Annotated in this window: 27 protein-coding genes; 13 read left to right on the top strand and 14 right to left on the bottom strand. The window is 73.1% G+C overall.

Annotated elements, in window-relative coordinates; translation table 11 throughout:
- Positions 1-174 precede the first annotated feature (174 nt).
- From ACWEJX_RS18100 to ACWEJX_RS18110, 3 genes are all read left to right on the top strand, one after another.
- Complete coding sequence (locus ACWEJX_RS18100; protein ID WP_451608416.1) at positions 175-2,412, top strand: acetate--CoA ligase family protein; 2,238 nt, start codon at positions 175-177, stop codon at positions 2,410-2,412.
- Positions 2,409-3,215 (top strand): enoyl-CoA hydratase/isomerase family protein, encoded by an 807-nt coding sequence (locus ACWEJX_RS18105; RefSeq protein ID WP_451608417.1) that lies wholly within the window; start codon positions 2,409-2,411, stop codon positions 3,213-3,215. The genes ACWEJX_RS18100 and ACWEJX_RS18105 overlap by 4 nt, the downstream gene beginning before the upstream one ends.
- Before the next feature lie 76 nt (positions 3,216-3,291).
- Entirely contained in the window at positions 3,292-3,876 is a 585-nt protein-coding gene (locus tag ACWEJX_RS18110; RefSeq protein ID WP_451608452.1) for a flavin reductase family protein, read from the top strand.
- Positions 3,877-3,890: 14 nt separating this feature from the next.
- Here ACWEJX_RS18110 and ACWEJX_RS18115 read toward each other — a convergent pair whose 3' ends face one another.
- The 4 genes from ACWEJX_RS18115 to ACWEJX_RS18130 all read right to left on the bottom strand — a co-directional run bounded on the left by ACWEJX_RS18115 (position 3,891) and on the right by ACWEJX_RS18130 (position 7,829).
- Positions 3,891-4,388 carry a hypothetical protein gene (locus ACWEJX_RS18115; protein WP_451608418.1) on the bottom strand — a complete coding sequence of 166 codons (498 nt, stop codon included), beginning with the start codon at positions 4,386-4,388 and terminating at the stop codon, positions 3,891-3,893.
- Between the two features lie 35 nt (positions 4,389-4,423).
- Positions 4,424-4,996: a hypothetical protein gene (locus ACWEJX_RS18120; RefSeq protein ID WP_451608419.1), complete on the bottom strand. Its 573-nt coding sequence runs from the start codon at positions 4,994-4,996 to the stop codon at positions 4,424-4,426.
- Positions 4,997-5,058: 62 nt separating this feature from the next.
- Positions 5,059-6,378, bottom strand: coding sequence for an MFS transporter (locus ACWEJX_RS18125; RefSeq protein WP_451608420.1), 1,320 nt, complete (start codon positions 6,376-6,378; stop codon positions 5,059-5,061).
- Positions 6,379-6,449: 71 nt separating this feature from the next.
- Positions 6,450-7,829 (bottom strand): MFS transporter, encoded by a 1,380-nt coding sequence (locus tag ACWEJX_RS18130; RefSeq protein WP_451608421.1) that lies wholly within the window; start codon positions 7,827-7,829, stop codon positions 6,450-6,452.
- A gap of 64 nt (positions 7,830-7,893) precedes the next feature.
- On the opposite strand from ACWEJX_RS18130, the gene ACWEJX_RS18135 reads away from it, so the two are divergent.
- Positions 7,894-8,880: a GlxA family transcriptional regulator gene (locus ACWEJX_RS18135; protein WP_451608422.1), complete on the top strand. Its 987-nt coding sequence runs from the start codon at positions 7,894-7,896 to the stop codon at positions 8,878-8,880.
- Here ACWEJX_RS18135 and ACWEJX_RS18140 read toward each other — a convergent pair.
- Positions 8,877-9,167, bottom strand: a complete 291-nt coding sequence (locus ACWEJX_RS18140; protein WP_451608423.1) for a putative quinol monooxygenase — start codon at positions 9,165-9,167, stop codon at positions 8,877-8,879. The genes ACWEJX_RS18135 and ACWEJX_RS18140 overlap by 4 nt on opposite strands.
- Positions 9,168-9,233: 66 nt before the next feature.
- On the bottom strand, positions 9,234-9,959 hold the full coding sequence (locus ACWEJX_RS18145) for a type 1 glutamine amidotransferase domain-containing protein (RefSeq protein ID WP_451608424.1): 726 nt from the start codon (positions 9,957-9,959) through the stop codon (positions 9,234-9,236).
- Between the two features lie 190 nt (positions 9,960-10,149).
- Between ACWEJX_RS18145 and ACWEJX_RS18150 the strand changes: the two genes are divergently transcribed.
- From ACWEJX_RS18150 to ACWEJX_RS18180, 7 genes are all read left to right on the top strand, one after another.
- Positions 10,150-10,824, top strand: a complete 675-nt coding sequence (locus ACWEJX_RS18150; protein ID WP_451608425.1) for a type 1 glutamine amidotransferase domain-containing protein — start codon at positions 10,150-10,152, stop codon at positions 10,822-10,824.
- 172 nt (positions 10,825-10,996) lie between these two features.
- Positions 10,997-11,899: a LysR family transcriptional regulator gene (locus tag ACWEJX_RS18155; RefSeq protein ID WP_451608426.1), complete on the top strand. Its 903-nt coding sequence runs from the start codon at positions 10,997-10,999 to the stop codon at positions 11,897-11,899.
- A 117-nt stretch (positions 11,900-12,016) separates the two neighbouring features.
- The gene (locus ACWEJX_RS18160) at positions 12,017-12,808 is read left to right on the top strand and encodes a cupin domain-containing protein (RefSeq protein ID WP_451608427.1); all 792 of its coding nucleotides are present in this window, start codon (positions 12,017-12,019) and stop codon (positions 12,806-12,808) included.
- Between the two features lie 51 nt (positions 12,809-12,859).
- Positions 12,860-13,411, top strand: a complete 552-nt coding sequence (locus tag ACWEJX_RS18165) for a DJ-1/PfpI family protein (RefSeq protein WP_451608428.1) — start codon at positions 12,860-12,862, stop codon at positions 13,409-13,411.
- Position 13,412: 1 nt separating this feature from the next.
- A complete protein-coding gene (locus ACWEJX_RS18170; RefSeq protein ID WP_451608429.1) occupies positions 13,413-14,159 on the top strand; it encodes an HAD family hydrolase in 747 nt (248 codons plus the stop codon).
- 73 nt (positions 14,160-14,232) lie between these two features.
- Positions 14,233-15,435: an MFS transporter gene (locus ACWEJX_RS18175; RefSeq protein WP_451608430.1), complete on the top strand. Its 1,203-nt coding sequence runs from the start codon at positions 14,233-14,235 to the stop codon at positions 15,433-15,435.
- Positions 15,432-16,094, top strand: a complete 663-nt coding sequence (locus ACWEJX_RS18180) for a type 1 glutamine amidotransferase domain-containing protein (protein ID WP_451608431.1) — start codon at positions 15,432-15,434, stop codon at positions 16,092-16,094. The genes ACWEJX_RS18175 and ACWEJX_RS18180 overlap by 4 nt, the downstream gene beginning before the upstream one ends.
- Here ACWEJX_RS18180 and ACWEJX_RS18185 read toward each other — a convergent pair.
- From ACWEJX_RS18185 to ACWEJX_RS18195, 3 genes are read right to left on the bottom strand one after another with little or no spacing between them, the layout of a single operon-like run.
- The gene (locus ACWEJX_RS18185; RefSeq protein ID WP_451608432.1) at positions 16,027-17,271 is read right to left on the bottom strand and encodes an MFS transporter; all 1,245 of its coding nucleotides are present in this window, start codon (positions 17,269-17,271) and stop codon (positions 16,027-16,029) included. The genes ACWEJX_RS18180 and ACWEJX_RS18185 overlap by 68 nt on opposite strands.
- Positions 17,272-17,311: 40 nt before the next feature.
- On the bottom strand, positions 17,312-18,361 hold the full coding sequence (locus tag ACWEJX_RS18190; RefSeq protein WP_451608433.1) for a Zn-dependent alcohol dehydrogenase: 1,050 nt from the start codon (positions 18,359-18,361) through the stop codon (positions 17,312-17,314).
- Positions 18,358-19,290, bottom strand: coding sequence for an SDR family oxidoreductase (locus ACWEJX_RS18195; protein WP_451608434.1), 933 nt, complete (start codon positions 19,288-19,290; stop codon positions 18,358-18,360). Before ACWEJX_RS18195 ends, ACWEJX_RS18190 begins: the two co-directional genes overlap by 4 nt.
- Before the next feature lie 101 nt (positions 19,291-19,391).
- Here ACWEJX_RS18195 and ACWEJX_RS18200 point away from each other — a divergent pair, with 101 nt between their 5' ends.
- The gene (locus tag ACWEJX_RS18200; RefSeq protein ID WP_451608435.1) at positions 19,392-20,318 is read left to right on the top strand and encodes a cyclase family protein; all 927 of its coding nucleotides are present in this window, start codon (positions 19,392-19,394) and stop codon (positions 20,316-20,318) included.
- A 168-nt stretch (positions 20,319-20,486) separates the two neighbouring features.
- Here the strand turns inward: ACWEJX_RS18200 and ACWEJX_RS18205 are convergent, their stop codons facing one another.
- The 4 genes from ACWEJX_RS18205 to ACWEJX_RS18220 form a co-directional block, all read right to left on the bottom strand.
- Positions 20,487-20,933, bottom strand: coding sequence for an ATP-binding protein (locus ACWEJX_RS18205; RefSeq protein ID WP_451608436.1), 447 nt, complete (start codon positions 20,931-20,933; stop codon positions 20,487-20,489).
- 376 nt (positions 20,934-21,309) lie between these two features.
- The gene (locus ACWEJX_RS18210) at positions 21,310-22,188 is read right to left on the bottom strand and encodes an acyl-CoA dehydrogenase family protein (protein ID WP_451608437.1); all 879 of its coding nucleotides are present in this window, start codon (positions 22,186-22,188) and stop codon (positions 21,310-21,312) included.
- Between the two features lie 8 nt (positions 22,189-22,196).
- Positions 22,197-23,330, bottom strand: a complete 1,134-nt coding sequence (locus ACWEJX_RS18215) for an acyl-CoA dehydrogenase family protein (RefSeq protein ID WP_451608438.1) — start codon at positions 23,328-23,330, stop codon at positions 22,197-22,199.
- Positions 23,330-24,532 carry an amidohydrolase family protein gene (locus tag ACWEJX_RS18220; protein WP_451608439.1) on the bottom strand — a complete coding sequence of 401 codons (1,203 nt, stop codon included), beginning with the start codon at positions 24,530-24,532 and terminating at the stop codon, positions 23,330-23,332. Before ACWEJX_RS18220 ends, ACWEJX_RS18215 begins: the two co-directional genes overlap by 1 nt.
- A gap of 154 nt (positions 24,533-24,686) precedes the next feature.
- Between ACWEJX_RS18220 and ACWEJX_RS18225 the strand changes: the two genes are divergently transcribed.
- On the top strand, positions 24,687-26,231 hold the full coding sequence (locus ACWEJX_RS18225) for a class I adenylate-forming enzyme family protein (RefSeq protein ID WP_451608440.1): 1,545 nt from the start codon (positions 24,687-24,689) through the stop codon (positions 26,229-26,231).
- 6 nt (positions 26,232-26,237) lie between these two features.
- On the opposite strand, the gene ACWEJX_RS18230 is transcribed toward ACWEJX_RS18225, so the two are convergent.
- On the bottom strand, positions 26,238-26,612 hold the full coding sequence (locus tag ACWEJX_RS18230; protein ID WP_451608441.1) for an STAS domain-containing protein: 375 nt from the start codon (positions 26,610-26,612) through the stop codon (positions 26,238-26,240).
- Between the last annotated feature and the right edge of the window lie 216 nt (positions 26,613-26,828).

The following is a 26,828-nucleotide window of genomic DNA, read 5'->3' on the forward strand; positions in this document are numbered from 1 at the left end:
CGAAGGGGCGCGGGAAGGCGTAGGCGGAGGGGAAGGCGAAGGGGTTCGGGAAGGAGTGAGGCGAAGGCGGGGGAAGGGTTCGGGCTGAGGGCCGGGCGAAAGGCGTCGCCGCGAGTATTCCTGACTACTCGTCAGTTCTGTAATCTGACGGTGAGTCAGAGAAGGGACGACGCGATGCTTGGATCGACCCACGGCACCTTCACCACCGACCTCCGCGCCCGCGTCGTCGCCTGCGGCGAGCAGCCCGCCGCCCGGGTGACCGTGCACGGCGCCGTCGCCGTCGAGGGCGACACGGACGTCAGCGGACGGCCGCTGCACGCGCCCGTGCCGGACCTGGACCGGTTCTTCCGGCCCGAGGTGGTCGCGGTCGTCGGGGCGTCCGACGCCGACGGGCGGCCCAACACCGGGATCACCCGGCAGCTGATCGACTGGGCCGGGCGGGTCGGGGCGCGGGTGGTGCCGGTGCATCCGACGCGCAAGGCCGTGTTCGGGATCGACTGCGTGGCCTCGGTGGACGACCTCGACGCGCTCGGGGTCTCCGTCGACCTCGCCGTCCTCCTGGTCGCCGATCCGCTGCCCGTCGTGGAGCGACTGGCGGCGGCCAAGGTCAGGTTCGCGGTCGCCTTCGCCTCCGGGTTCGCCGAGACCGGTGAGGCGGGGGCGGCGGCGCAGGAGCGGCTCGCGGCGGCCGTCGGGCGCTCCGGCCTCCGGCTGCTCGGGCCCAACACCAACCTCAACGCCTTCGAGCGCTTCCGGGAGGACCTGGAGGGGCCGGCGATCGCGCTCATCACCCAGTCCGGGCACCAGGGACGGCCCGTGTTCACGATGCAGGAGCTGGGCGTCCGGCTCTCGCACTGGGCTCCGACCGGCAACGAGGCCGACCTGGAGACCGCCGACTTCGTCTCGTACTTCGCACACCGGCCCGAGGTCGGGGCCATCGCCTGTTACGTGGAGGGGCTGAAGGACGGCCGGTCCTTCCTGCTCGCCGCCGACCAGGCCGCCCGCCGCCGGGTTCCGGTCGTCGCGGTCAAGGTCGGCCGGACGGAGGCCGGGGCGCGGATGGCCGCCTCGCACACCGGGAAGCTGACCGGCGCGGACCGGGTCGTGGACGCGGCCATGCGACAGTTCGGGGTGATCCGGGTCGACGGGCTCGACCAGCTCCAGGACACGGCCGCGCTGCTCGCCCGGGCGCGCAGGCCGGTCGCGGACGGCGTCGTCGTCTACTCCATCTCCGGCGGTACGGGCGCCCACTTCTCCGACCTGGCCACGGCGGCGGGGCTCCGGCTGCCCACGCTCTCGCAGGCCAGGCAGGACGAGCTGCACCAGTGGATCCCCGACTACCTGAGCGTGGCCAACCCGGTCGACAACGGCGGGCACCCGGTCGGCGACTGGCGCGGCCGGAAGATCATCGACGCGATCCTCGCCGACCCGGAGGTCGGGGTGCTGATCTGCCCGATCACCGGGCCCTTCCCGCCGATGAGCGACAAGCTCGCGCAGGACCTGGTGGACGCGGCCGAGCAGACCGACAAGCTGGTGTGCGTGGTGTGGGGCTCGCCGGTGGGGACCGAGGACGCCTACCGGACGACGCTGCTCGGCTCCTCGCGCGTCGCCACCTTCCGCACCTTCGGCAACTGCATCGGCGCGGTCAAGGCGTACCTCGACCACCACCGCTTCACCGCCGGCTACCGCTCCCCCTTCGACGAGGCCCCGCGCACCCCGTCCCCCGCCCTCCGCAAGGCGCAGGCGCTGATGCGGCCCGGCCACCGGCTGAGCGAGCACGCGGCGAAGCAGCTGCTGCGGGCGTACGGGATCCGGGTGCCGCGCGAGCAGCTGGTGACCAGCGCGGCGGCGGCCGTGCGGGCGGCCGGCCTGGTGGGCTATCCGGTGGTGATGAAGGCGTCGGGCCCGCAGCTCGCGCACAAGACCGAGCTGGGCCTGGTGAAGGTGGGCCTGACGTCGGCGAGCCAGATACGGGACGCGTACAAGGAGTTGACCGACATCGCCCGCTACGAGGGCATCGACCTGGACGGCGTCCTGGTGTGCCAGATGGTCGGGCGCGGCGTCGAGATGGTGGTCGGCGTCAGCCGGGACCCGCTCTTCGGGCCGACGGTCACGGTGGGCCTGGGCGGGGTGCTGGTGGAGGTGCTGAACGACGCGGCCGTGCGCGTACCGCCGTTCGGGGAGCGGGAGGCCCGGGACATGCTCGGCGAGCTGCGCGGGCGGGCGCTGCTCGACGGGGTGCGGGGGGCGCCGGCGGCGGACCTGGACGCGCTGGTGGAGGTGGTGCTGCGGGTGCAGCGCATGGCGCTCGAACTCGACGGCGAGCTGGAGGAGTTGGACATCAATCCGCTGATGGTGCTGCCGCGGGGGCAGGGGGCGGTGGCCCTGGACGCGCTCGCGGTCTGCCGATGATCGAAGGAGCCCTTGTGTCGGACGTCCTGCACGTCGTCGAGAACGGCGTCTCGTGGATCACCCTCAACCGGCCCGAGGCGATGAACGCGGTCACCTGGGAGCAGCGCGAGCGGATCATCGCCCTGCTCGACGAGGCCTCCGCCGACCCGGCGGTCCGCGCGGTGGTGATCACCGCGACCGGGCGGGGCTTCTGCGCGGGCGCGGACCTGCGCGGCGGGCCCGCCGCGCAGGGGGACCGGGTGCAGGGTGACGTGGCGCGGATGATCCGGCGCGGCGCGCAGCGCTTCATCGGGGCCGTACTGGACTGCGAGAAGCCGGTGATCGCGGCGGTGAACGGCACGGCCGCCGGGATCGGGGCGCATCTCGCCTTCGCCTGCGACCTGGTGCTGGCGGCGGAGTCCGCGAAGTTCGTGGAGGTGTTCGTGCGGCGCGGGATCGTGCCGGACGGCGGCGGCGCGTATCTGCTGCCGCGGCTGATCGGCCCGCAGCGGGCGAAGGAGCTGATGTTCTTCGGCGACGCGGTGGCGGCGGCCGACGCGGCGGCGCTGGGCCTGGTCAACCGGGTCGTCCCGGCCGACGAGCTGGCGAAGACCGCCCGCGAGTGGGCCGAACGCCTCGCCCAGGGCCCCACCCGCGCCCTCGCCCTCACCAAACAGCTCGTCAACGCCTCCCTGGACACCGACCGCGCCACCGCCTTCGCGGCGGAGGCGGCGGCGCAGGAGCTGTGCATGACGACGCGCGACGCCCGGGAGGGCGTGGCGGCCTTCGTGGAACGGCGGACGCCGGCGTACGAGGGGCGGTGACCGTCGGCGTGCCCCTCAACCCTTCTCATCTGACGATGCGTCAGCTTCAATGGGAAGCATGATGGGACACGCTGGGATGGCGGCCACCGCCGTCCGATACCTCAGATCGGCCGGTGCGCCCACGGCCGTGGACGCCCTCCCCCGGCCCGCGCTGCGTGCGGTACGGGAAGACGAGCGCGCGCCGGTGGACGCCGCCGAGTTCCGGCGCGTCCTCGGGCACTTCGCGAGCGGCGTCACGATCGTGACGGCGCTCGACGAGGACGGGCCGGCGGGCTTCGCCTGCCAGTCCTTCGCCTCGCTGTCGCTCGACCCGCCGCTGGTCGTCTTCATGGTCGCCCGTACGTCGACGACCTGGCCCAGGATCGCCCGCGCGGGCCGCTTCTGCGTCAACATCCTCGGCGCGGGGCAGGGCGAGCTGTGCCGGGGCTTCGCGGTGAGCGGCGCGGACAAGTTCGCGGGCGTGGAGTGGATCCCGGCGCCGTCGACCGGCTCGCCACGGCTGCCGGCCGCGCCGGCCTGGGTGGACTGCACGATCGCGGCGGTGCACACGGGCGGCGACCACCTGATCGTGGTGGGCCGGGTGGAGGCGCTCGGCGCGGCCGACGAGGGCGGGGAGCCGCTGCTGTTCCACCGGGGGCGGTTCGGGCGCTTCAGCGGGTAGCGGGCGGCCCGGCGTCACGAGCCGACGACGCCCGTCCAGAGCCCGATGCCGCCGAGGCCGAACACGGCGAGGACCACGAACGTCCCCCACACCAGCACCCGTACGAAGAAGCCCTTGCGCGCGTACCGCGCCACGACCGCCGCCACGCCCAGGTACGCCCACGCCACCAGCCAGCAGCGCCACCCGAAGAGCGGCAGGAGCAGCACGCTTCCGATGCCGGTGAGCAGCAGCTGCCACCCGAGCGGCGGGCCCCCGATCCGGCGCCCGGCGGTCTCGCCCAGCACGACGGACGGCGCCACCACCGCCGCCGACACCGTGGCCGCCGCCAGCAGCGCGAACACGAAGAAGACCGGGAACAACACCAGCGTCAGCGCGCTGACCGCCTCCTCCCCCGGCTCCGGCTCCCGGGTCTCGCCGAACACCGTCCCGAGGACGAGCGCGAGCGCCGCCTCCAGGAACAGCACGAGCACCGAGACGCGGAGCATCCGCCAGAACGTTCGCCCTTCCGACACCGTCCTCACCCCCGCCCCACCCCGCACCCGCGACATCAGCCGATCCCGGGCCACAGGGCGAAACCGGCGAGCGCGAACGCGGCGACCAGGGCGAGGGTCCCGTAGAGCGCCACCCAGCCGAACAGCGCGCCGCCGCTGATGTACGGGCGGTCGGGAAGGAGCAGCCGGCGGGCGACCAGGGCCGGGACCGTGAGGGCCACCGTGGTCGCGAGCCAGCACACCGGGCTCCACAGCGGCCCGGCCCCGAGCGCCACCATCCCGCCGAGGACCGGCAGGACGGCGACGGCGGCCGTCACCGCCGGCACCCAGTACCAGGACTCGCGCCCCTCGAACCGGCGGCCGGACCAGCGGGCGAGCCCGAGCAGCGGCGCCACCGCGGCGACCGAGAGCAGCGCACCGACGGCGGTGCCGGCCACCGCGGAGACGGGGATGAGCAGCAGCAGGGCGAAGACCGTCCCCGGGGTCCAGGTCAGGCTCGGGAGCCACACCCACAGCGCCAGCGCGCCGATCACGGCCTCGACACCGAGCACCGTCATCGACACGATGATGATCGCGCCGAGCCGGTCTCCCACCCGTATCAGCCGTTCCGAGCGCAATTCTGAACGCATTCAAATCCCCTCCTGATCCGCATCCTCCTCCATGCGGTGCGGGTCTGTACACCCGGGGTCCGTCACACGGCCGCCACCGCGTCCTGCCGCGCCCCCGGCCGCCGGATCACCAGTGCCATCAGCGCCGCCGCCGCGCACAGCGCGCCCGAGGCGTACCAGACGATGTCGTACGAGCCGAAGACGTCACGCGCGAGACCGCCGGCGAAGGCGATGAAGGCCGCGCCGACCTGGTGCGAGGCGAGGACCCAGCCGAAGACGATCGCGGAGTCGTCGCCGTAGTGCTCGCGGCACAGCGCGATGGTGGGCGGCACGGTGGCAACCCAGTCGAGGCCGTAGAAGACGATGAAGAACAGCATCGGCGGGTGCACGGACGGCGCGAGGAGCATCGGCAGGAAGAGGAGCGAGATCCCGCGCAGCGCGTAGTAGACGGCGAGCAGCCGGCGCGGCGCGAAGCGGTCGGTGAACCAGCCGGAGGCGATCGTGCCGACGACGTCGAAGACGCCGATGACCGCGAGGAGTCCGGCCGCCGCCGTGACCGGCATGCCGTGGTCGTGCGCGGCGGGCACGAAGTGCGTCTTGACCAGGCCGTTCGTCGAGGCACCGCAGATCGCGAAGGAGCCGGCGAGCAGCCAGAAGGGGCCGGTGCGGGCCGCCCGGAAGAGGACGGTGAGGGCGCGGCGGGCGGCGCCGGTGACGGGCGCGGGCTTCTCGACGTACGCACCGCCGTACGGGGCGAGCCGCACGTCCGCCGGGTGGTCGCGCAGCAGCAGCCAGACGAACGGGACGACGGCGGCCGCGGCGAGGGCGACGGTCACGGCGGCCGGACGCCAGCCGTGGTGCTCGACCAGCCAGGAGAGGAGGGGCAGGAAGACCAGCTGACCGGAGGCGCCGGCCGCGGTCAGGATGCCGGTGACCAGGCCGCGCCGGGCGAAGAACCACCGGTTCGTGACGGTCGCGGCGAACGCGAGCGCCATCGAGCCGCTGCCGAGGCCGACGAGCAGGCCCCAGTAGAGGACGAGCTGCCAGGCCGCCGTCATCCACACGGTGAGCAGGGAGCCCAGCGAGATCACGCTCAGCGCGACGGCGACGACCCGGCGGATGCCGAAGCGGTCCATGAGCGCGGCGGCGAACGGCGCCGTCAGGCCGTACAGCGCCAGGTTCACCGACACCGCGAGGCCGATCGTGCCGCGCGACCAGTGGAACTCGCCGTGCAGCGGCTCGATGAGCAGACCGGGCAGGGACGCGAAGGCGGCCGCCCCGATGATCGTGACGAAGGTGACGGCGGCGACGAACCAGGCGCGGTGGACGCGCGGGATGCGGGGAGGGGCGGAGGTACGGGCGGGTGCGGAGGTCTCGGTTGTCTGGGTCACGTCATTCAGCATCGCGAGCCGCACCCACCCGGACCATTGGCCCGAATGACAGCTTTCCAACGGATCGGGCCAGCGGCACCCTCCTACACCCGGGGCAGCGTCCTGATCGGGCGCACCACCAGCAGCGCCGTCACCACGAGCACCGCGATCCCCGCCCCCACGAGCAGCACCCGCTCCGTCCCGACCACCGCCGCCACCGGGCCCGACGCCGCCCGCCCGACGCCCATCATCAGCAGCGATCCGGCCACGTCGTACGCGTGCATCCGGTTCAGCGCCTCCTGCGGGACGTGCGTCTGCACCGACGTCGACCACATCACCAGCCAGAACGCGAAGGCCGCGCCCTCGACGAACCCGCCCGCGTACAGCAGCGGCACGGGAGCGCCCGTACCGAGCAGCGCCAGGAACAGCGGCAGGCCGAGCAGCCCCACCGCGCCCGCCGCCAGCGGCCGGCGCGGCCGGAGCCGTACGGCGAGCAGGCCGCCGGCGGCGCTGCCCGCGCCGATGACGGTCATGAGGACGCCGTAGGTCGCCGAGCCGTACGCGCCGGTGATCAGGGTCGCGGTCAGCGGGACCATCGGGCCCGAGACCGTCAGGCCGTAGACCGTCCAGATCGCGATCACCCCCCACAGCCAGCTCCGCGACCTGAACTCCCGCCAGCCGAGCGCCATCTCCCGCAGCAGCGAGCCGCGCCGGGCGCCGTCGGACGGCACGGGCGCGACCCTGAGGAGCGTGAAGCAGACCGCGCTGACCGCGAAGCAGACGGCGTTGACGGCGAAGGCCGCGCCCGCGCTCCAGAGCGCGACGAGCAGACCGGCGGCGGCCGGGCCCGCCATCGTCATCAGGGCCTCGACCACCCGGATGACGGCGTTGGCGCGCTGCACGTCGGGCGCGATGCGCGGGATCGTGGAGGCCACGCCCGGCTGGAAGAGCGCGGCACCGACGCCGCTGAGCGCGGAGAGCGCGTAGACGGACCACAGCGGCGGGCTGCCGGTGGTGAAGGAGACGGCGAGGACGAGGGCGCCGGGCAGCCGCAGCAGATCGGCCAGGACCATCATCCGGCGGGCGGTGAACCGGTCGGCGAGCACGCCGCCGAAGAGGACGAAGAGGGCGAAGGCGCCGGTCCAGGCGCCGAGGGTGTAGCCGACGGAGGCGTCCGGATAGCCGGCGCCGGTGAGCGCGGCGGCGAAGGCCACCGGGACCATGCCCTCGCCGAAGACGGCGACGGCGCGGGCGACGAAGAAGAGCCGGAAGTCGCGGTTCCAGAGGGCGTCCGGCCTGGCGGGCGGCTCGGCGGGGGCGGGCTCGACCGGCGCGGGCTCGACGGAGGCGGGCTCGACCGGCGCGGGCTCAACCGGCGCGGGCTCAACCGGCGCGGGCTCAACCGGCGCGGGCTCGACGGAGGCGGGCTCGGCCGGATCGGGAATCCGTTCGGCGGCCTCAGACTTATAGGTGTTGTCCGTCACGAACAGACAGACGTACCAGCTCGGTGGTCTGGACCACCACTGCTTTACGGAGGAGCAGCCGCCCGTGCGCCCACACCGCGTCGCCGTCCTCGCCCTGCCCGGCCTGCTCCCCTTCGAACTGGGCATCCCGCACCGCATATTCGGCCGCGCCAAGGACCCCGAGGGCCGCCCGCTGTACGAGATCGTCACCTGCGCCGTCGCGGCCGGCCCGGTCCGGACGGACGCCGACTTCGCCGTGCACGTGGAGCACGGCCCGGAGATCCTGGCCACCGCCGACACGGTCGTCGTGCCCGCCTCGTACGAGCTGGGCCCGGTGTACGAGGAGGGCCGGCTGACGCCCGAGCTGGCCGCCGCCCTCGCGCACGTCCGGCCCGGCACCCGGGTCGCCTCCATCTGCACCGGCGGGTACGTGCTCGCCGCCGCCGGCTGGCTCGACGGCCGCCCCGCCACCACCCACTGGGCGCACGCCGACCACTTCCAGAGCCTCTTCCCGGAGGTCCGGGTGGACGCGGAGGTGCTGTACGTGGACGACGGCGACGTCCTCACCTCCGCGGGCGTGGCCGCCGGCATCGACCTGTGCCTGCACATCGTGCGCCGCGACCACGGCACGGCCGTCGCCAACGAGGTGGCCCGGAGCACGGTCGTGCCCCCGCACCGGGACGGCGGCCAGGCCCAGTACATCGCCCGCCCGCTGCCCGAGGCCGGGGCCTCGACCACGACCACGGCCCGTGCCTGGGCGCTCGCCCATCTGCACGAGCCGATCCAGCTGCGGGACCTGGCGGTACGGGAGTCGATGAGCGTCCGGACCTTCACCCGCCGCTTCCGCGACGAGGTCGGCATCAGCCCGGGCCAGTGGCTCACCCAGCAGCGCGTGGAGCGGGCCCGGCACCTGCTCGAATCCACCGACCTGCCCATCGACCAGATCGCCCACGACTCCGGCTTCGGCACCGCCCAGTCGCTGCGGGTGCACCTCCAGGCCGCGATCGGGGTGACGCCGACCGCCTACCGGCGCACCTTCCGGGCGGCGCCGGAGCAGTCCGGACGCCTCTAGGCGACCGCCTCGCAGATGGTGACGGACCGCTCCTCCAGGAGCGGCACCACCTGGCCGAGGACCAGCATCTGGAAGTGCGCGGACTCCCGGTGCGCGGTGAGCGCCGCGTCGTCCACGTACTCCTCGAAGAGCACGATCTCGGCCGGATTCGCCATGGACCGCACGGGCCGGTAGCCCAGACAACCCGCCTCCATCCGGCTGGCCGTCGCGATCTCCCGCAGGAGCTCCGCGACCCGCTCCTCCTCGCCTGGCTTCACCAGCCAGCGCGCCACCACGTAGACCGCCATGAGAATTCCCCTTCCGAGGCTATTCGAGAGACCCATCAGAAATCTAATAGCGACCAAATCCACTGGCTATCGGAATGCCGTCGGCGCTCTTTTCGACCAGCCCTCGGGCAGCGGCTCCCCCATGACCAGCTCCATCGCGCTCGCCACCAGGGCCACCGCCGACGCCGGGTTCTGGCCGGTGACCAGGTTGCCGTCCACGACGACATGGCCGCGGAACGGCTCCCCCGCCTCGTACCGCGCCCCGCGCCGCTCCAGCTCCTCGTCCAGGAAGTACGGGACCACCGCGTCCAGGCCCACGGCGCGCTCCTCGGCCTGCGTGAACGCGGTGACCCGGCGGCCCGCGACGAACGGCTGCCCGTCCCGCCCCAGGACCGGGAGCAGGGCGCCCACGCCGTGACAGATGGCGGCGAGGACCCCGCCCCGGGAGGTGAAATCGCCGAGGAAGCGGGCGAGTCGGGGGTCCGCGGGCAGGTCATCGACGGCCCCGTGGCCGCCGGCGACGAACACGACGCCGAAGTCGGCCGGATCGAGCCGGTCCGGCGTCACGGTCTCGGCGAGCCGCCTCCGTACCAGGGCGTCCTCCAGGAACATCCGCTGCGGCGGGTCGGAGCGGTCGACGCCGCCCATCGGCGGCGTGCCGGGACGGGTGCTCACGAAGCCGTAGTCCCAGCCCGAGGAGACGAGCGCGAGCCACGGATAGGCGGCCTCCGGCAGCCAGAAGCCGGCCGGACGGCCGCCGGGCAGGCGCTCGACACTGGTGAGGACGATCAGTCCCCGGCCCCTCGCGGACATCCCCGTCCTCCCGACTCCGGAGTTCTCTCCGGGCGCCCGATTTCTTGACCATTGAACCACGCAGCCGAATCCCAATCCCCATTCGTTCTTTTATGGGGGCGATGTGACGGGTTATTTGATGGGCGCCGAACGCACTCGTAGATTCGCCATGAGCAACCTCCCGCCTATCCCTCCCCTTTGGAGAGCCATCATGGCCAAGAAGGTCCTCTTCGCCCTCACCAGTCACGACCGGCTCGGCGACACCGGCCGCACCACCGGCTTCTACGTCCCCGAGGTGGCGCACCCCGCCGAGGTGTTCCGCAAGGCGGGTTACGAGATCGCGTACGTCTCCGTGCGCGGCGGCTCCGCCCCGCAGGACGGCGTCAACCGTGACGACGCCGTCGTCGCCGCCTTCCTCGACGACCCGGCCGTCGGCGAGGCCCTGGCCGCCACGCCCACCCCGCAGGAACTGAACGCGGAGGACTACGACGTCGTCTTCTACGCCGGCGGCCACGGCACCATGTGGGACTTCCCCGACTCCGCCGAGCTCGCCGCGCTCGCCGCCGGTGTCTACGAGCGCGGCGGCGTCGTCGCGGCCGTCTGCCACGGCCCGGCCGGCCTGGTCAACCTGAAGCTGAGCGACGGCTCGTACCTCGTCGAAGGCAAGCAGGTCTCGTCCTTCACCGACGAGGAGGAGGCCGCCGTCGGCCTCACCGACGTCGTGCCCTTCCTGCTCCAGAGCCGGCTGGAGGAGCGCGGCGCCAAGTTCACCAAGGCCCCGAACTTCACCGAGCACGCCGTCGCCGACGGCCGCCTCGTCACCGGCCAGAACCCGGCCTCCGCGGCCAGGGTCGCCCGGCTCGCGGTCGCCGCGCTGGCCGGCTGACACCGGCTGACACCGGCTGACACCGTACGCCGACCGCTCCGTCCGTCCCCCGTACGTAACGTGTGCGTACTTAACCGGCAGTTCGGTACGCGGGCGGGTGCCCGGCCCCGAGAATGAGGGTCCGGGCACCCGCCCGCACACGTACGTCACGGAGCAAATCGGGGGACTTGCTGTGTCCGTACAACTCAACTGGCTGCGCACCTTCGTGACCGTCTACCGCCTCGGCTCCTTCACCAAGGCCGCGCACCGCCTGGGCATCTCGCAGCCGGCGGTCACGCACCAGATCCGGCACCTGGAGAAGGAAATGGGCCGCCCGCTCTTCGAACGGCTGCCGCACGGCGCCCAGCCGACCGCGGCCGCCGACGGGCTGCTGCGCGAGGTGCAGGGCCCGGTCGACGCCCTCGGGCAGGCCGTCGCCCGCTCACTCGGGCGGCAGGTGGTGCACCGGCCGCTCTACGTGGGCGGGCCGGTCGAGCTCGTCACCACCCGGCTCATCCCGTCCGTCAGCGACCTCGTGGCGGAGGGCACGCAGTTCCGCTTCCGCTTCGGCCTCGCCGACGACCTCCTCGCCGACCTGGCGGCCGGCGAGCTCGACCTCGTCCTGTCGACCATCCGGCCGCGCTCCCGCGGGATCCGCGCCACGCCGCTGGTCGACGAGGAGTTCGTGCTGCTCGCGTCCGCCGAACTCGCCGCCCGCCTGCCGCTCGACCGGCTCGCCGCCGAGGGCCCCGCGGTCCTCGCCGACGTCCCGCTCGTCAGCTACGCCGAGTCGCTGCCGATCATCCGGCGCTACTGGCGCACCGTCTTCGACACCGTGCCGGCCGTCACCCCGACGCTGGTCGTGCCCGACCTGCGCGGCGCGCTCGCCGCCGTACGGTCCTCGGCGGGCATCTCGGTGCTGCCGAGCTACCTGTGCGCGGAGGAGCTGGCGGCCGGGGAGGTGGTCCCGCTGCTGCAGCCGGAGGTGCCGCCGATCAACACCTTCTATCTGGCGGTCCGGCAGGACGAACTCCCGCATCCGCTTCTCGCCCTGCTGCACGGACACCTGCTGATGAAGGGGCCTCTGTGGTCCTGAATTCCGGATTCCAGCCGAGGCGTTTATACCCCTCCCAAGTTTTCTTATTTGAGTGCTTGCGGGCCGACCTGATGTGATGTGTGCGCAATCGCTCAGCGAAGCAAAACGGGGGAAAGAATGACCATCACCGAAGCTGCCCCGATATCCGCGGTGGGGGCCGTGGACATCGGCTATCAGCCGATCGACCTGAGTCCGGGCCGCGCCGACATCGCGAAGCTGCACCGGCTGCTCAGGGACGGGGCGCGCGCGTTCAACGAGCAGTTCGACGAGGACGCGCATCTGGACGACGTCATCCCGAAGCCGTGGGGATACGAGTACCGCGCCTTCGTCGACGACTTCTTCGACCTGTGGTCGCTGCACATCGAGCCCGGCGCCAGCACGTCCGTGCACGTCCACCCGCGCAAGCTCACCTATCTGCTCTGCCTCGGCGGCGAGGGCGTGACCACCGGGCTCGGCCGGGCCGACGTCCCGGTCCGCGCGGGCACGGTCCTGCGCATCGGGGCCGGCGCCTTCCACGGCACGCGCAGCACCGGGGACGTACCACTCGAACTCGTCGAGGTGGAGCTGCCGCGCAACAAGTTCGACCTGATCCGGCTGCGCGACGACTACGACCGGGCGGGCACGGCGTACGAGACGGCGGCCGTGGAGGAGCCGCGGCACCCGATGCGCAGGGTGCCGTCGTACCCGAACACGCGGATGCGGGCGCAGACGCCCGACGGCCGGTTCCGGTTCGCGCTGCGGACGGGGATGGACCTGTTCTACCGGCCGAGCAGCGAGGACATCTTCGCCATTCCGCTGCACATCTCCGGGGTGATCGCGCGTGACGTGGAAATCCTGACGGGACATCCGGCGGACGACCGGCGGCCGCAGACCGACCAGCAGTACCTCTGCATCAGCCGCAACCACTGAACGACCCGGAAAGAAAAAGAAGACAGCAGAAAGAAAACAGGGGGAAGAGAAATGCCCAGCGCCGTCATCATCACCGGCCCCGGATTCCAGGACCACGACGTCGTCTTCACCTACTACCGGCTCCTGGAGGAGGGCTGGCACGTCGAGGTGGCGACCAGGCACGGCGACGCCGTGACCGGCAAGTACGGCATCCCGCTGCCGATGGACAAGACCGCCCGGCCGCTCGTCTCCTTCGAGGAGCTCGACGTCGACCAGTTCGACGCGGTCATCCTCACCGGCGGCCACGAGGCCCCGGACCGGGTCCGCCAGGACCGGAACGTGCTCGACTTCGTCGCCGGCATGGACCGGGCCGGCAAGGTCGTCGCCGGCCTCTGCCACGGCCCGTGGATCATGGTCTCGGCCGGGGTGCTCAAGGGCCGCAAGGCGTGTGCGTACATCGGTCTGCGCGACGACGTGATCAACGCGGGCGCGGACGTGGTCGACAGCGACGTGATCGTCGACGGCCACATCATCACCTGCTCGTACTACGGGTACATGGGCGCGTTCATGCGGGCGGTGTTCGAGACCGTCGAGAAGCTCGCGGGCGAGAAGCAGGCCGCCTGACATGGAGCGCGATCCGGTGATCCTCGCGCTCGACTTCGACGGGGTCGTCTGCGACGCCCTGGAGGAGTGCGCGCTCGTGACCTGGCTGGGCATCCACCCGTACGACCCCGGGATGCCCGGTCCGGACCGCCTGAAGGCGGTCCCGGCGGACTTCACGGACCGGTTCCGCTCCGTGCGGAACTACTCCCGGCTGCTCGACCACTTCGTCGTCGCGCACCACCCGGAGTCGGCCGGGCTCACCACGCAGGCCGGTTTCGACCGGCTCTTCGAGGCCCTGGACCCGGGCTACGTACGGCGGTTCACGGAGACTGCCACCGCCGCGCGGGACCGCCTGCGGACCACCGAGCCGGAGTTCTGGCTCGACCTGCACACGCTCTACCCCGGCGTCGACGCGCTCCTGCGCCGCTTCGCCGGCTCGGTCGTCGTCGTGACCGCCAAGGACGCCGACTCCGTCCGGGCCATCCTGGCCCGGCACGGGCTCGACGGCACCGTCGCCGAGATCTTCGGCGAGACGGGCGCCAAGGCGGAGGCCGTCCAGGACGTGTGCGCCCGCTGGGGAGTCCCGGTGGAGCGGGTGACGTTCATCGACGACAACCTCACCAACGCGGTACGGGTCGGCGCCACCGGCGCCCGCTCCCGATGGGCCCAGTGGGGCTACCAGATCCCGGAACACCGGGCCGAGGCCGCGCGCCTCGGGGTGGTCCCGCTCGGCCTCGACGAGATCGGCGCGCTGGTCCCCGCCGCGTGACCGGCCTGACCCACCGGGCGGCCCGGGGTACCGACAGGTGCCCCGGGCCGCCGCACTCCTCACTGGAGCCACCGTGACCCTCACCCGTGCGCCCGAGACCGCCGCCCGTTCGGACTTCGGCGGTCAGCTCGCGCTGCTCACCGCGATGGCCGTCGCCATCCCCGCCCAGCTCTACCTCGCCATCCCGCTCGCGGGCCCGGTCGGCGCGCGCTTCGGCGTCGACACCGAGTCCGCCGCCTGGACCGGCGGCGCGTTCTCGCTCGCGTACGCCGTGGGCTTCCTCTTCTTCGGGCCGCTGTCCGACCGGTACGGGCGCCGCGCGGTCCTCGTCGCGGGCGCGCTCGCGCTCGCCGCCGTGTCGGCGCTCGTCCCGCTGGCGGGCTCCTTCGCCTGGTTCCTCGCCCTGCGCGCCCTCCAGGGCCTCGCCGCGGCCTCGTTCGCGCCGGTCGCGCTCGCGTACGTGACGGAACACGCGCCCGCGGCCCGCCGGCCGCTGATGCTGTCGGTCCTCACGACGGGCCTGCTCGCCGCGGGCCTGGCCGGTCAGGCGTTCGGGCAGGTGGTGGCGGGCGCCTGGCGATGGGCGTTCTGGCCGGCGGCGCTGCTCTATCTGACGGCCGCCCTGCTCTTCCACCGCGTGCTCACCCCGACGCCGTCGGGCGGCTCCGCCCCCGGCCCCGGCGCGGTCCTGCGCGCACTGGGACGGCTGCTGCGCACGCCTGCCGTGCTCGCCGTCTTCTGCTCGGCGCTGACGGTCTTCGGCAGTTTCGTCGCCCTGTACGCGGTCCTCGGCCGCCTCCTCGGCGAGGAGTACGGCTGTTCCGGCGCCGACCTGCTCGGCGTGCAGGCCCTCGGGGCGCTCGGCCTGGTCGCCGGGCCGCTCGTCAGCCGGAACGCGGGCGGGCGCGGCCCGCGCTTCCTCGCGGTCACCGGCTTCCTGACGGCCCTCGCCGGACTGCTCCTCGCCCAGGTCACGGCGGCGCCCGCCGTGCCGATCGCCGCGAGCGTGCTCTTCGTCGCCGGGATCAGCCTGGTCGTGCCGGGCCTGGTAGGTCTGCTCGGGCTGCTGGCGCCGCAGGCCCGGGGCGCCGCGGTCTCGTTCAACACCGCGGTCCTGTTCCTGGGCGCCTCGCTGGGCCAGACGCTGGCCGCGGCCACCTCGTACCACCGCGTGGGGCTGCTGCTCGCGGGGGCGCTGCTGCTCGCGGCGGGCGCGGTGGCGGCGACGGCGCGCCTGGCGGACCGAAGCCACGAGAAGAATCGAGCATCACGATGAACGTCCTCTTCGTCCTCACCAGCCACGCGGACCTCGGCGGCCGCCCCACCGGCTTCCACCTCGGCGAGACCGTCGAGCCGTGGCGGATCCTCCGCGCCGCGGGCCACGCCGTCGACTTCGTGTCCGTCCGCGGCGGCCGGCCGCCGATGATCGGCCACGACCCGCACGACCCGCACCAGACCGCCTTCCTCGCCGACCCGGACGGCGGTGCGCTCGTCGCGCGCAGCCGGCGCCCCGAGGACGTCGACCCGGACGCGTACGACGGGGTGTACTTCGTCGGCGGGCACGGGACCATGTGGGACTTCGCGGGGCACCCGGCGCTGCACGCGGTGATCCGGAGCGTGTACGGGCGCGGGGGCGTCGTCGCCGCGCTCTGTCACGGCCCGGCGGCACTGGTGGGCGTGCGGCTCGGCGACGGGCGGCTGCTGCTCGACGGGCGGTCGGTGACCTCGTTCTCGCACGCGGACGAGACGGGGCGCGGCCTCGACACCGTCGTCCCGTTCTCCCTGCAGCACGCGCTGGAGAAGGACGGCGCGCACTACTCCTGCGCGCCGGACCGGCACGCGCACGTCGTCGTGGACGGACGCCTCGTCACCGGTCAGAATCCGCAGTCCGCGCCCGGTCTTGCGCAGCGGATGGCCGAGCTGCTGACTCCGTGAGGCCCGTCCCGTCCTCCGGCTTGATGCGGCGCTCGCCCCACACGCCGATCGCCGTCAGCGTCAGCGTCAGGCCGACCCCGCACAGGATCGCCGTCGACGGCGCGACCGTCTTCAGCAGCGCGCCGGCGAGCGTGCCGCTGGTGGCGTAGCCGGCGCCGACCGCCGCGTACATCACGGAGTAGCCGGCGGCGAGCGCCCCCGGCGGCAGGATCTGCCGCAGGGCGAGGTTGCGGGTGAGGCTGGCGGGGGCCTGGAGGAGGCCGGCGACGACGAGGGCGAGGGCGATACCGGCGGCCCCGGGCAGTACGGCGGCCAGGGCGACGCCCGCCGACACGGCGACGATCAGCACGGCGGACTGCACCGGCAGCCGGCCCGGCCAGGAGCCGCGCAGGCCGTAGACGAACGCGCCGACGGCCGAGCCGATGGAGAACCCGGCGAGCAGGGGGCCCGCCCAACCGATCGGGATCGCCCGCTGTTCGAGGAGGGCGGGCAGGATCAGCTCGGCGAGCGCGAGCAGCGTGAGGCCGGCGGCGCCGGTGACGTACACGGGCCAGGCCCGGGCCAGGACCCGGCCCATGGACCCGCCGCGCTCCTTCCCCTCGGCCTGCCAGCCGCGCGGCAGCAGCCACTGCCCGGCCACGGCGAGCGCCATCAGCACGCCCTGGAACAGCAGCGGCGCGGCCGGGTCGGCGCCGAGGGCGAGGCCGGTCGTCAGGGCCGGGGCCGCGGCCCAGATGCCGAAGGTCAGCACCGATTCCATGCTCATCGCCTGGGTGACCGCCCGCTCCGGGACCATGCTGGTCAGCAGCGCGCGCTGGCCGCCGGGCACGGCGGCCGGGCCCGCGCCGGCGAGGAGGGCGAGCGCCCCCAGCAGGACCGGGTGGCCCGCCCCTCCGACGGCCGCGAGCCCCAGGAACCCGGCCGCGCCGACGGCGAGCCCGGCGGCCAGCTGCGGACGGGCCCGCTCGGCGTTCAGCCGCATGCCGAGCACGGGCGAGGCGAGGATCTCCCCGATCACGTACACGGCGGCGAGCACCGCGCCCAGGCTGTAGCCCCCGGGCTGCTCGCGCACCAGGAAGACGACCGCGAGCGGTGCCATGGCGACCGGTATCCGGGCGGCGACGGTGACGGCGCACCAGGCGAGGACGGGTCGGGTGGCGAGCTCGCGGTAGGACATGCCCAGGACCGTAACGAGTGCTCGGTCCTGCCGCACTCGTTTAGAAGGTGAGCACGCCGCGCGCCACCTTGCCCTGCTCCGCGTCCTCCGCCGCCCGCGCGAACTCCTCCACCGGGTACGTGGTGGTGACGAGTTCGTCGAGGAGCAGCCGGCCCGTCCGGTACAGCTCCGCGTACAGCGCGATGTCCTTCTGCGGTCGCGAGGAGCCGTAGCGGCAGCCCAGGACCGACTTGTCGAGGAACATCGCGGCGGGCGGGAAGCTGGCCTCGGCGGTCGGCGCGGTCATGCCGAGGAGGATCGCCTGGCCGTGGCGGTCGAGGAGGTCGATGGCGGTGCGGACGAGGCCCGTGTGGCCGACGCACTCGAAGACGTGGTCGGCGCCGGTGGGCAGGATCTCCCGCACGGAGTCGGTCGAGGTGAGGAAGTGGGTGGCGCCGAAGCGGAGGGCGGTGGCCTCCTTCGCCGGGTTGGTGTCGACGGCGACGATCGTCGTCGCGCCGGCGATGCGCGCGCCCTGGAGGACGTTGAGGCCGATGCCGCCGGTGCCGATGACGACGACGGTCTCGCCGTGCGCGACCTTCGCCCGGTTGAGGACGGCGCCGACGCCCGTGAGGACGCCGCAGCCCATGAGCGCGGCCGAGGTGAGCGGGATGTCCTCGGGGATCCGCACCGCCTGCACGGCCTTGACGACGGTCCGCTCGGCGAAGGAGGAGTTCGACGCGAACTGGAAGAGCGGGGTGCCCGCGCGGGTGAACGGCCGGCCGGGCCTGCCGATCGCCTTGCGGCACATGGTGGGCCGGCCGCGGTCGCAGTCGGCGCAGGCGCCGCAGTTGGCGAGGGTGGACAGGGCGACGTGGTCGCCCGGGGCGACATGGGTGACGCCGGGGCCGACGGCCTCGACGACACCGGCGCCCTCGTGGCCGAGGACGACGGGCGCCGGGAACGGGATCGTCCCGTCCACGACGGACAGGTCGCTGTGGCAGAGCCCGGCGGCCCGGATGCCGACGAGCACCTCGCCGGGGCCGGGGTCGCGGACCTCCAGGTCGTCGACGACCCGGACCTCCTTGCCGTCGAAGACGACGCCTCTCATCGGCCGCTCTCCTTCCGTGCGTTGGGGCGGTCACCGGCCGCCGCCGCCCGCGCCATCTCCTCCAGTTGCCGGAGCAGCGGCATCGGGTCGATGCCGACCGTCCCGGGCAGGAAGTCCGCGATCCGCTCCGGCGTCCACGCGCCGCCCTCGGCGTATCCGGCGCGCAGCTCGCGCGGCTGGGCCCAGACGGCGATCTTGGGGCCGGCGATCGTGTAGACCTGGCCGGTGATCTTCTCGGCCCTGGCCCGGTCGGAGAGCAGGTAGACGACGAGCGCGGCGACGTCCTCCGGCTCGCCGATCTCCTTCAGCGTCATCGGCACGTTGGCCGACATGCGGGTACGGGCGACCGGCGCGACCGCGTTCGCGGTGACCCCGTACTTGTGGAGCCCGAGCGCCGCGCTGCGGACGAGCGAGATGATGCCGCCCTTGGCGGCGGAGTAGTTGGCCTGGGCGACGGAGCCCTGGTGGTTGCCGCTGGTGAAGCCGATGAGCGTGCCGGAGCCCTGCCGGCGCATGACGGCGGACGCGGCGCGGAAGACGGTGAAGGTGCCCTTGAGGTGGGTGGCGACGACGGGGTCCCACTCCTCCTCGGACATGTTGAAGAGCATCCGCTCGCGCAGGATGCCGGCCACGCACACGACGCCGTCGATCCGCCCGTACTCGGCGAGCGCCACGTCGACGATCCGCTGTCCGCCCGCCATCGTCGAGATGTCGTCGGCGACGGCGACCGCCACGCCACCCGCCGCCTCGATCTCCTTGACCACGGACTCGGCGATCTCGCTGGTGGGCTCGGCGCCCTCGATGGACACCCCGTAGTCGTTGACGACGACCTTCGCGCCCTCCGCCGCGCAGGCGAGGGCGACGGCGCGGCCGATGCCCCGCCCGGCGCCCGTGACCGCGACGACCTTTCCTGCCAAGAAGTTCCCCACGACCGGCCCCTTCCCGGGTTTCTGACGGTCCGTTAGATTCCTTCGTCGGCAGGATTCTACGGCCCGTCAGATACTGGAGAACAAGACCCCGGAGGCGCCCGATGCCCCTTCCACCCGAATTCCACGAGATCGCCAAACGCGTCAACAACTGGGGGCGTTGGGGCCGGGACGACGAGATCGGCACGCTGAACCTGATCACCGACGAGGTGGTGCGGGAGGCCGCCGCCACCGTCCGCACCGGGCAGCGGATCCCGCTCGCCGTCGACCTCAAGCAGGACGGCGTGCAGACCGGCATGATCCCCGGCCGGGTCAACCCGCTGCACACGATGGTGCAGATCAATCAGGAACTGTTCGGCCCCGGCACGGTCGCCACCAGCGACGACGCCGTGACCCTCGGCCTCCAGGCGGGCACCCATTGGGACGCGCTCACCCATGTCTCGCACTCGGGCCGGATCTACAACGGACGCCCGGCCGGCACGGTCACCGCGCACGGCCGCTCCGAGTTCAGCGGCATCCACACCGCACGGCACGTCGTCAGCCGGGGCGTGCTGCTCGACGTGGCGGCGGCCAAGGGCGTGGACCGGCTGCCCGGCGACCACGCCGTGACACCCGAGGACCTGGACGAGGCGGCCGAGTTCGGCGGGGTCACGGTCCGGTCCGGCGACATCGTGCTCGTACGGACCGGGCAGCTGCAGGTGTACCTGGCCGGCGACAGACACGGCTACGCGTTCCCGTCACCCGGCCTGTCCGTCCGTACGCCCGAGTGGTTCCACGCCCGGGACGTGGCGGCGGTCGCCAACGACACGCTCACCTTCGAGATCTTCCCGCCGGAGATCGAGGACCTGTGGCTGCCCGTGCACGCCCTCGACCTCGTCGAGATGGGGATGCTCCAGGGGCAGAACTGGAATCTGGAGGCGCTGTCCACAGCCTGTGCACAGACGCGGCGGTACGCCTTCCTGCTCTCCGCCATGCCCGAGCCCTTCGTGGGCGGCACGGGCACGCCGGTGGCGCCGGTGGCGATCCTGTAGACGTCACAAGAAAAGAACCGCGGGTGGCGGCGGCACTCGCGCGCGCCCCGAGCACGGCACGTCGCAGCCGCCACCCGTCACGACCCGCGCTCGCCGAGGGGCCGCGCCCCTCGACTCCCCTCGCAGAACGAATCGCTCACCCAAGAGTGATCAATTCGCCACGAACCGTCAACACCACGCCCGGGTGGGTGACACCGCGACGGATTCCGGCGCCGCCGGCGACCCGGCCGGAGCCCGGTCCACCTCGCACCAGATGCTCTTGCCCGCCCCTTCGCGCTGCCAGCCCCAGCGGTCCGCGAGACCGTCCACGAGCTCCAGGCCGCGCCCGTTGGTGTCCTCGCCGGCCGCGTGCCGGGGCCGCGGCGGCCGGTCGCTGCGGTCGGCGACCTCGACCCGCACGCCGCCCCCGCCGAACAGCATCCGCAGCACGGCCGGACAGCCCGTGTGCACCACCGCGTTGGTCACGAGCTCGGAGATGAGCAGCACCAGCGTCTCCGCGAGCGGCTCGTCATCGCCTATGCCCGACCCGGCCAGCCGCGAACGCGCCCAACGCCGGGCGCGGCCCACCTCTGCCGGGTCCGCCCCGACCTCCAACTGAACCTGAAGCACCTGCACCGTTCACACCATCCGAACCGGCGTCCTCGACGACCTAACGGAACGTGATTCCCTTGTGAGACAGCATGGTTGACGTACAGTCACCGCAACAAGCGCTTCGGGCATATTCCAGCGCGAAGGAGTACGCATGGTCCATACTGTGCGACGCACGTTGCGGGGAGTCGAACAGAGGCGCGCAAAACGGCGCCAGGGGGCGCGAACGGCGGACATTCCGGGCCCCGGAGCCGCCGTAGGGGCGGCACCGGCGTGATCCGGGCCCACAAGCACTCGCATCCAACGGAGCGTACCGGAGGCCGGGGTCGACTCCGGCCCGTGACGACCCCGCCGAAGGACACAACCCGATATCGACGCTGCGTGATCCTCCGGCCCGACCGCGTTACGGTGCCGGCTCCAGGGCCGCCGCCACCCGCTCCTCCGCCACCGCCCCGCCGAGCCCGCGCCCGGCCCGCACCCAGGCCCGTTTCAGGTGCAGATGGACATCGGCCTCCCAGGTGAAGCCCATGCCGCCGTGCACCTGGAGGCAGTCCCGGGCGCAGCCGGCCGCCGCCTCGTCGGCGAGCAGCCGGGCGCCCGCGATCTCCACCGGGTCCGCGGTGACGGCGGCGGCGTAGACGGCGGCCCGGGCTACTTCCGTTCGTACGAGCATCTGCGCGCACAACTGCTTGACGGCCTGAAAAGCACCGATCGGCTGCCCGAACTGCTCGCGCACGCGTGCGTACCCGACCGCGAGCTCGGTGGTGCGGGCGGCGCTGCCGAGCTGCTCGGCGGCGGTGAGCAGGGAGGCCGTGTCCGCCTCGGCGCGCGCGGGTCCGCCGGGCAGCCGGTGCAGCGGGGTCAGCGGGTCGACGGACCGCATGGGTACGGCCCCGGTCGCGTCGCCCAGGACCGCGTCCGCCGCGTCCAGCCACTCCACGAGCTCGCCGTCGGCCCGCGCCACCACCGCCTCGCCCTCGGCCGCGCCCGGCACCCGCCCCGCCGCCAGGTGCGTGGCCACGAGCGGGCCCGGCAGCAGCGCCCGGCCGGCCTCCTCGAAGACGAGGACCGCCTCGGGCAGCCCGAGCCCGACCCCGCCGGCCGCCTCCGGGAGCCGCAGCGCGAAGAACCCGGCCGCGCCGAGCTCCCGCCACAGCGCCCGGTCGAGCACCCCGCCGGCGTCCACGGCCGCCCGGAGGGCCGCCCGCCCGAAGCGGGCGGCGAGCAGCTCCCGTACCCCGCGCCTGAGCGCCTGCTGGTCCTCGGTGAGTCGGAAGTCCATGCGTCGGTTCACCGGCCCTTCGGCAGGCCGAGGATGCGCTCGGCGACGATGTTCTGCTGGATCTGCGAGGTGCCCGCGGCGATCGTGTACGAGAGCGAGGACAGCCGGTCGAGGTTCCAGTCGCGCGCCAGGTCGAGCGCGTCGGGCCCGAGGACGGCGGCGGCCGTGTCGTACAGCTCCTGGCGGGCGTGCGAGTAGCGCAGTTTGAAGACGGAGCCGCCGACGCCGGGGACGCCGCCGGTGGCCTGCGCCTCGCTGACGTTCCACTGGGTGAGCCGCCACAGCGCCTGGAACTCGGCGCCGAGCCGCCCGAGCCGGCGGCGCAGGACGGGATCGTCCCAGCGGCCGTTCTTGCGGGCCGTGCGGGCGAGTTCGCCGAGGACCCGGCGGCAGGCGACGACCTCGCCGACGAAGGCGGTGCCGCGCTCGAAGGAGAGGGTGACCATGGTGACCCGCCAGCCGTCGTTCTCCGCGCCGACGCGGTGGGAGACGGGCACCCGCACCTCGTCGAGGAACACCTCGGCGAACTCCGCCGACCCGGCGAGCGTGCGCAGCGGCCGGACCGTGATCCCGGGCGCGGACATGGGCATCGCGAGCCAGGTGATGCCGCGGTGCTTCGGCGCGTCGGGGTCCGTCCGCACCAGGAGTTCGCACCAGTCGGCTATCTCGGCGTGCGAGGTCCATATCTTCTGGCCGGTGACGACGTAGTGGTCGCCGTCCCGGACGGCCTTCGTCCGGAGCGACGCCAGGTCGGACCCGGCGTCGGGCTCGCTGAAGCCCTGGCACCACACCTCGTCGCCGCGCAGGACCGGCTCCAGCCAGCGGGCCCGCTGCCCGGCGGTGCCCTCGGCGGCGATGGTGGGTCCCGCGTGGAGGAGGCCCACGAAGTTGGCGCCGACGTACGGGGCGCCGGCCCGTTCGGTCTCCTCCAGGAAGATCAGCCGCTGCGTCGGCGAGGCGTCCCAGTGCACGTGCCCGTACCCCGCGTCGTAGAGCCGCCGCTGCCAGCCGCAGTCGTACGCGCGCCGGGCCGGCCAGTCGAGCGGGTCGGGCTTCGGCGGCAGCGCGGGGAGGGTCCGCGCGAGCCAGTCCCTCAGCCCGGCCCGGAACTCCTCCTCTTCCTCCGTGTAGGCGAGCTCCATCAGCGCCGGTCCCGGTCGAGGTCCAGGCCGAGCATGCGGATGGCGTTGCCGCGCATCAGCTTGTAGACGGTCTCGTCGTCGAGGCCCTTCACATGGTCGAGCGCGACCTCCTTGGTGTGCGGGAAGGTCGAGTCGACGTGCGGGTAGTCGGTCTCGAAGGTGGCGTTGTCCCGCCCGACGACGTCCAGCGAGGCGATGCCGTGCTTGTCGCGGAAGAAGCAGCAGAAGATCTGCCGGTAGTAGTACGTGGACGGCGGCTCCGGGATCAGATCGCGCACCCCGCCCCAGGCGCGGTGCTCCTCCCACACGTCGTCGGCGCGTTCGAGGGCGTACGGGATCCAGCCCATCTGGCCCTCGCTGTACGCGAGCTTCAGCCGCGGGAACCTCACCAGGACCCCGGAGAAGAGGAAGTCCATCATCGACGCCATCGCGTTGTTGAAGCTGAGCGAGGCCTGGACGGCGGGTGGCGCGTCGGGCGAGGCGGCCGGCATCTGCGAGGACGAGCCGATGTGCATGTTGACGACGGTCCCGGTCTCCTGGCAGACGGCGAAGAACGGGTCCCAGTAGCCGGAGTGGATCGACGGGAGCCCGAGGTGCGTCGGGATCTCGGAGAACGTGACGGCCCTGACCCCGCGGGCCGCGTTGCGCCGGATCTCGGCCACGGCGAGGTCGATGTCCCACAGCGGGATGATGCACAGCGGGACGAGCCGGCCGCCGCTGGCGCCGCACCACTCCTCGACCATCCAGTCGTTGTAGGCGCGCACGCAGGCGAGCGCGACCTCCTTGTCCTTGGCCTCGGCGAAGGTCTGTCCGCAGAAGCGGGGGAAGGTCGGGAAGCAGAGCGACGCCTCGACGTGGTTGAGGTCCATGTCCCTCAGCCGCGCGACCGGGTCCCAGCAGCCGCGGCGCATCTCCTCGCGGGTGATGCCCTCCAGGGTCATGTCGTCCCGGTCGAAGCCGACGGCGGCGATGTTCCGCTTGTACGGGAACTTCAGGTCCTCGTAGATCCACCAGTCGGTGGGCGGCCCGTCGGGATCCATCGTGATCTGGTACTTGCCGCCGACGTAGGCGAGCTCGCCGATCCCGGCGGTGAGGGGCTGCGGGCCGCGGTCGCGGTAGCGGGCGGGGAGCCAGGTGGCGAAGAGGTGCGCGGGCTCGATCACGTGGTCGTCGACGCTGATGATGCGGGGCAGTTCCGTCATGGACTCAACTCCCGGTGCCGGGGCCACTCTGTTTCTGATGACCCGTCAGATACGGACGCGCCTTCAGGCTAGCCCCGCGCATCTGGACCGACAAGGACCGTCCCTCTACGCTCTCCGCACGATCTGACGACCCGTCAGTCGAAAGGAGTAGGGCATGCCCGAGTCCGAGACACCGACCGCGGCCGAGACCGCACACGCCCTGGGCGCGTCCCGCACGCTCTGGGAGCTCGTCGAGCGCCGCGCCGCCCTCACGCCCGGCCGGCCCGTGTTCCTCCAGGGCGACCGGACCCTCACCTTCGGCGAGCTGCGCGACCGGGCCGAGCGGGTGGCCGCCGGGCTGTACGGGAGGGGCGTGCGGCCCGGGACCGTCGTCGCCTGGCAGCTGCCGACCCGGATCGAGACCGCGGTGCTCTCCTTCGCGCTCGCCCGCCTCGGCGCCGTACAGACCCCGGTCATCCCCTTCTACCGGGACAAGGAGGTCGGCTTCGCGCTGCGCGAGTCCGGCGCCGAGTTCTTCGCCGTGCCCGGCGTCTGGCGCGGTTTCGACCACACCGCGATGGCCCGGCGGCTCGGGGCGCGCGGGATCTTCGAGGCGTACGACCCCGAGGGCATGCCCGACGGCGACCCGGCCGTGCTCCCGCCTCCGCCCGCCTCCGGCACCGACGTCCGCTGGATCTACTGGACCTCGGGGACGACCTCGGACCCCAAGGGCGTGCTGCACACCGACCGTTCACTGCTGGCGGGCGGCTCCTGCCTCGCCCACGCGCTGCACCTCACCGCCGAGGACGTCGGCTCGATGGCCTTCCCGTACGCGCACATCGCCGGGCCCGACTACACGGTGATGCTGCTGCTCTACGGCTTCCCCGCGGTCATGTTCGAGCAGTTCGCGCTGCCCGGGGCGCTCGACGAGTACCGCAAGCACGGCGTCACCGTGGCCGGCGGGTCCACCGCCTTCTACGCGATGTTCCTGGCCGAGCAGCGCAAGCGGCCGGGCGAGCCGGTCATCCCCACGCTCCGCCTCCTCGCGGGCGGCGGCGCGCCCAAGCCGCCGGAGATCTACCACGCGGTCGTCCGCGAGCTGGGCTGCCAGCTCACCCATGGCTACGGCATGACCGAGGTCCCGATGATCACCATGGGCGACCCGGGCGACACCGCCGAGAACCTGGCGACGACCGAGGGCCGCCCGCCCGCCGGCATGGAGATCCGGATCACGGCCGACGGCGAGGTACGGCTGCGCGGCGAGGCGGTCTGCCGCGGCTACCTCGACCCGGCGCAGACCGCGGCCGCCTTCGACGAGGACGGCTTCCTCGTCACGGGAGACGTGGGGCACCTGACGCCGAGCGGCCACCTGGTCCTCACCGGGCGGATCAAGGACATCATCATCCGCAAGGGGGAGAACATCTCCGCCAAGGAGATCGAGGACCTGCTGCACGAGCACCCGGGCGTCGGCGACGCCGCCGTCATCGGACTGCCCGACCCCGAACGCGGCGAGCGCGTCTGCGCGGTGGTCGAACAGCCCCCGGGCGCCGAGCCGCTGACCCTGGCCGAGGTCACGGCCTTCCTGCGGAAGGCGGGCCTGTCGGTCTTCAAGCTGCCGGAACAGCTGGAGGTGGTGGACGCGCTGCCGCGCAACGAGACGCTGCGGAAGGTGCTCAAGTACAAGCTGCGCGAGCGGTACGGGGACGGGGCCCGGTCCTAGCAGTCGTCAGGCGGACAGCGGCTCGGCCGCGTCGTCGAGGGCGGCCGGCACGTCGGCGTACACCTCGAAGAGGCGGCGCACGCCGAGCGCGGCGAGGACGCGGTTCACGTGCGCCCCGTCCTCGGCGCCGCGGGCGGGCAGGATCAGCCGGAGGCGGCCGCCGCAGGAGCGCATCAGGCGGCGGGCGGCGACCAGGACGCCGACGCCGCTGGAGTCGCAGAAGCGGACGGTGGAGAGGTCGAGCACCACGTCGTGGCGGCCGACGGCGACGACGGCGTGGAGGCGTCTGCGGATCAGCGGGGAGGTCGCGAGATCAAGCTCCCCGCTGATGTGCAGCACGGTCCATGGGTCCTGCTCGTCCTCGTCGACCTGGATCGTCACGAGCGGCGCCTTTCGAAGCAAGGGGCAAGGGCACAGAAGGGGGAGCAAACGGAGGCTGGCGTTCCCGTCCCCTCCCGCTGCCCGTTCGCACCGCTCCCAAACCCCCGGCTCCAGGGTTGTCGCTTTCCTTACCATCCCGCGGCGCGTCAAGAGCGCACTTGTGGCAAACAGGGGCGTGCCGGGGGTCGGGCACATTACTTTGGGGAAGGAACTCGG

The sequence above is a fragment of the Streptomyces sp. NPDC004788 genome, from assembly GCF_053601115.1.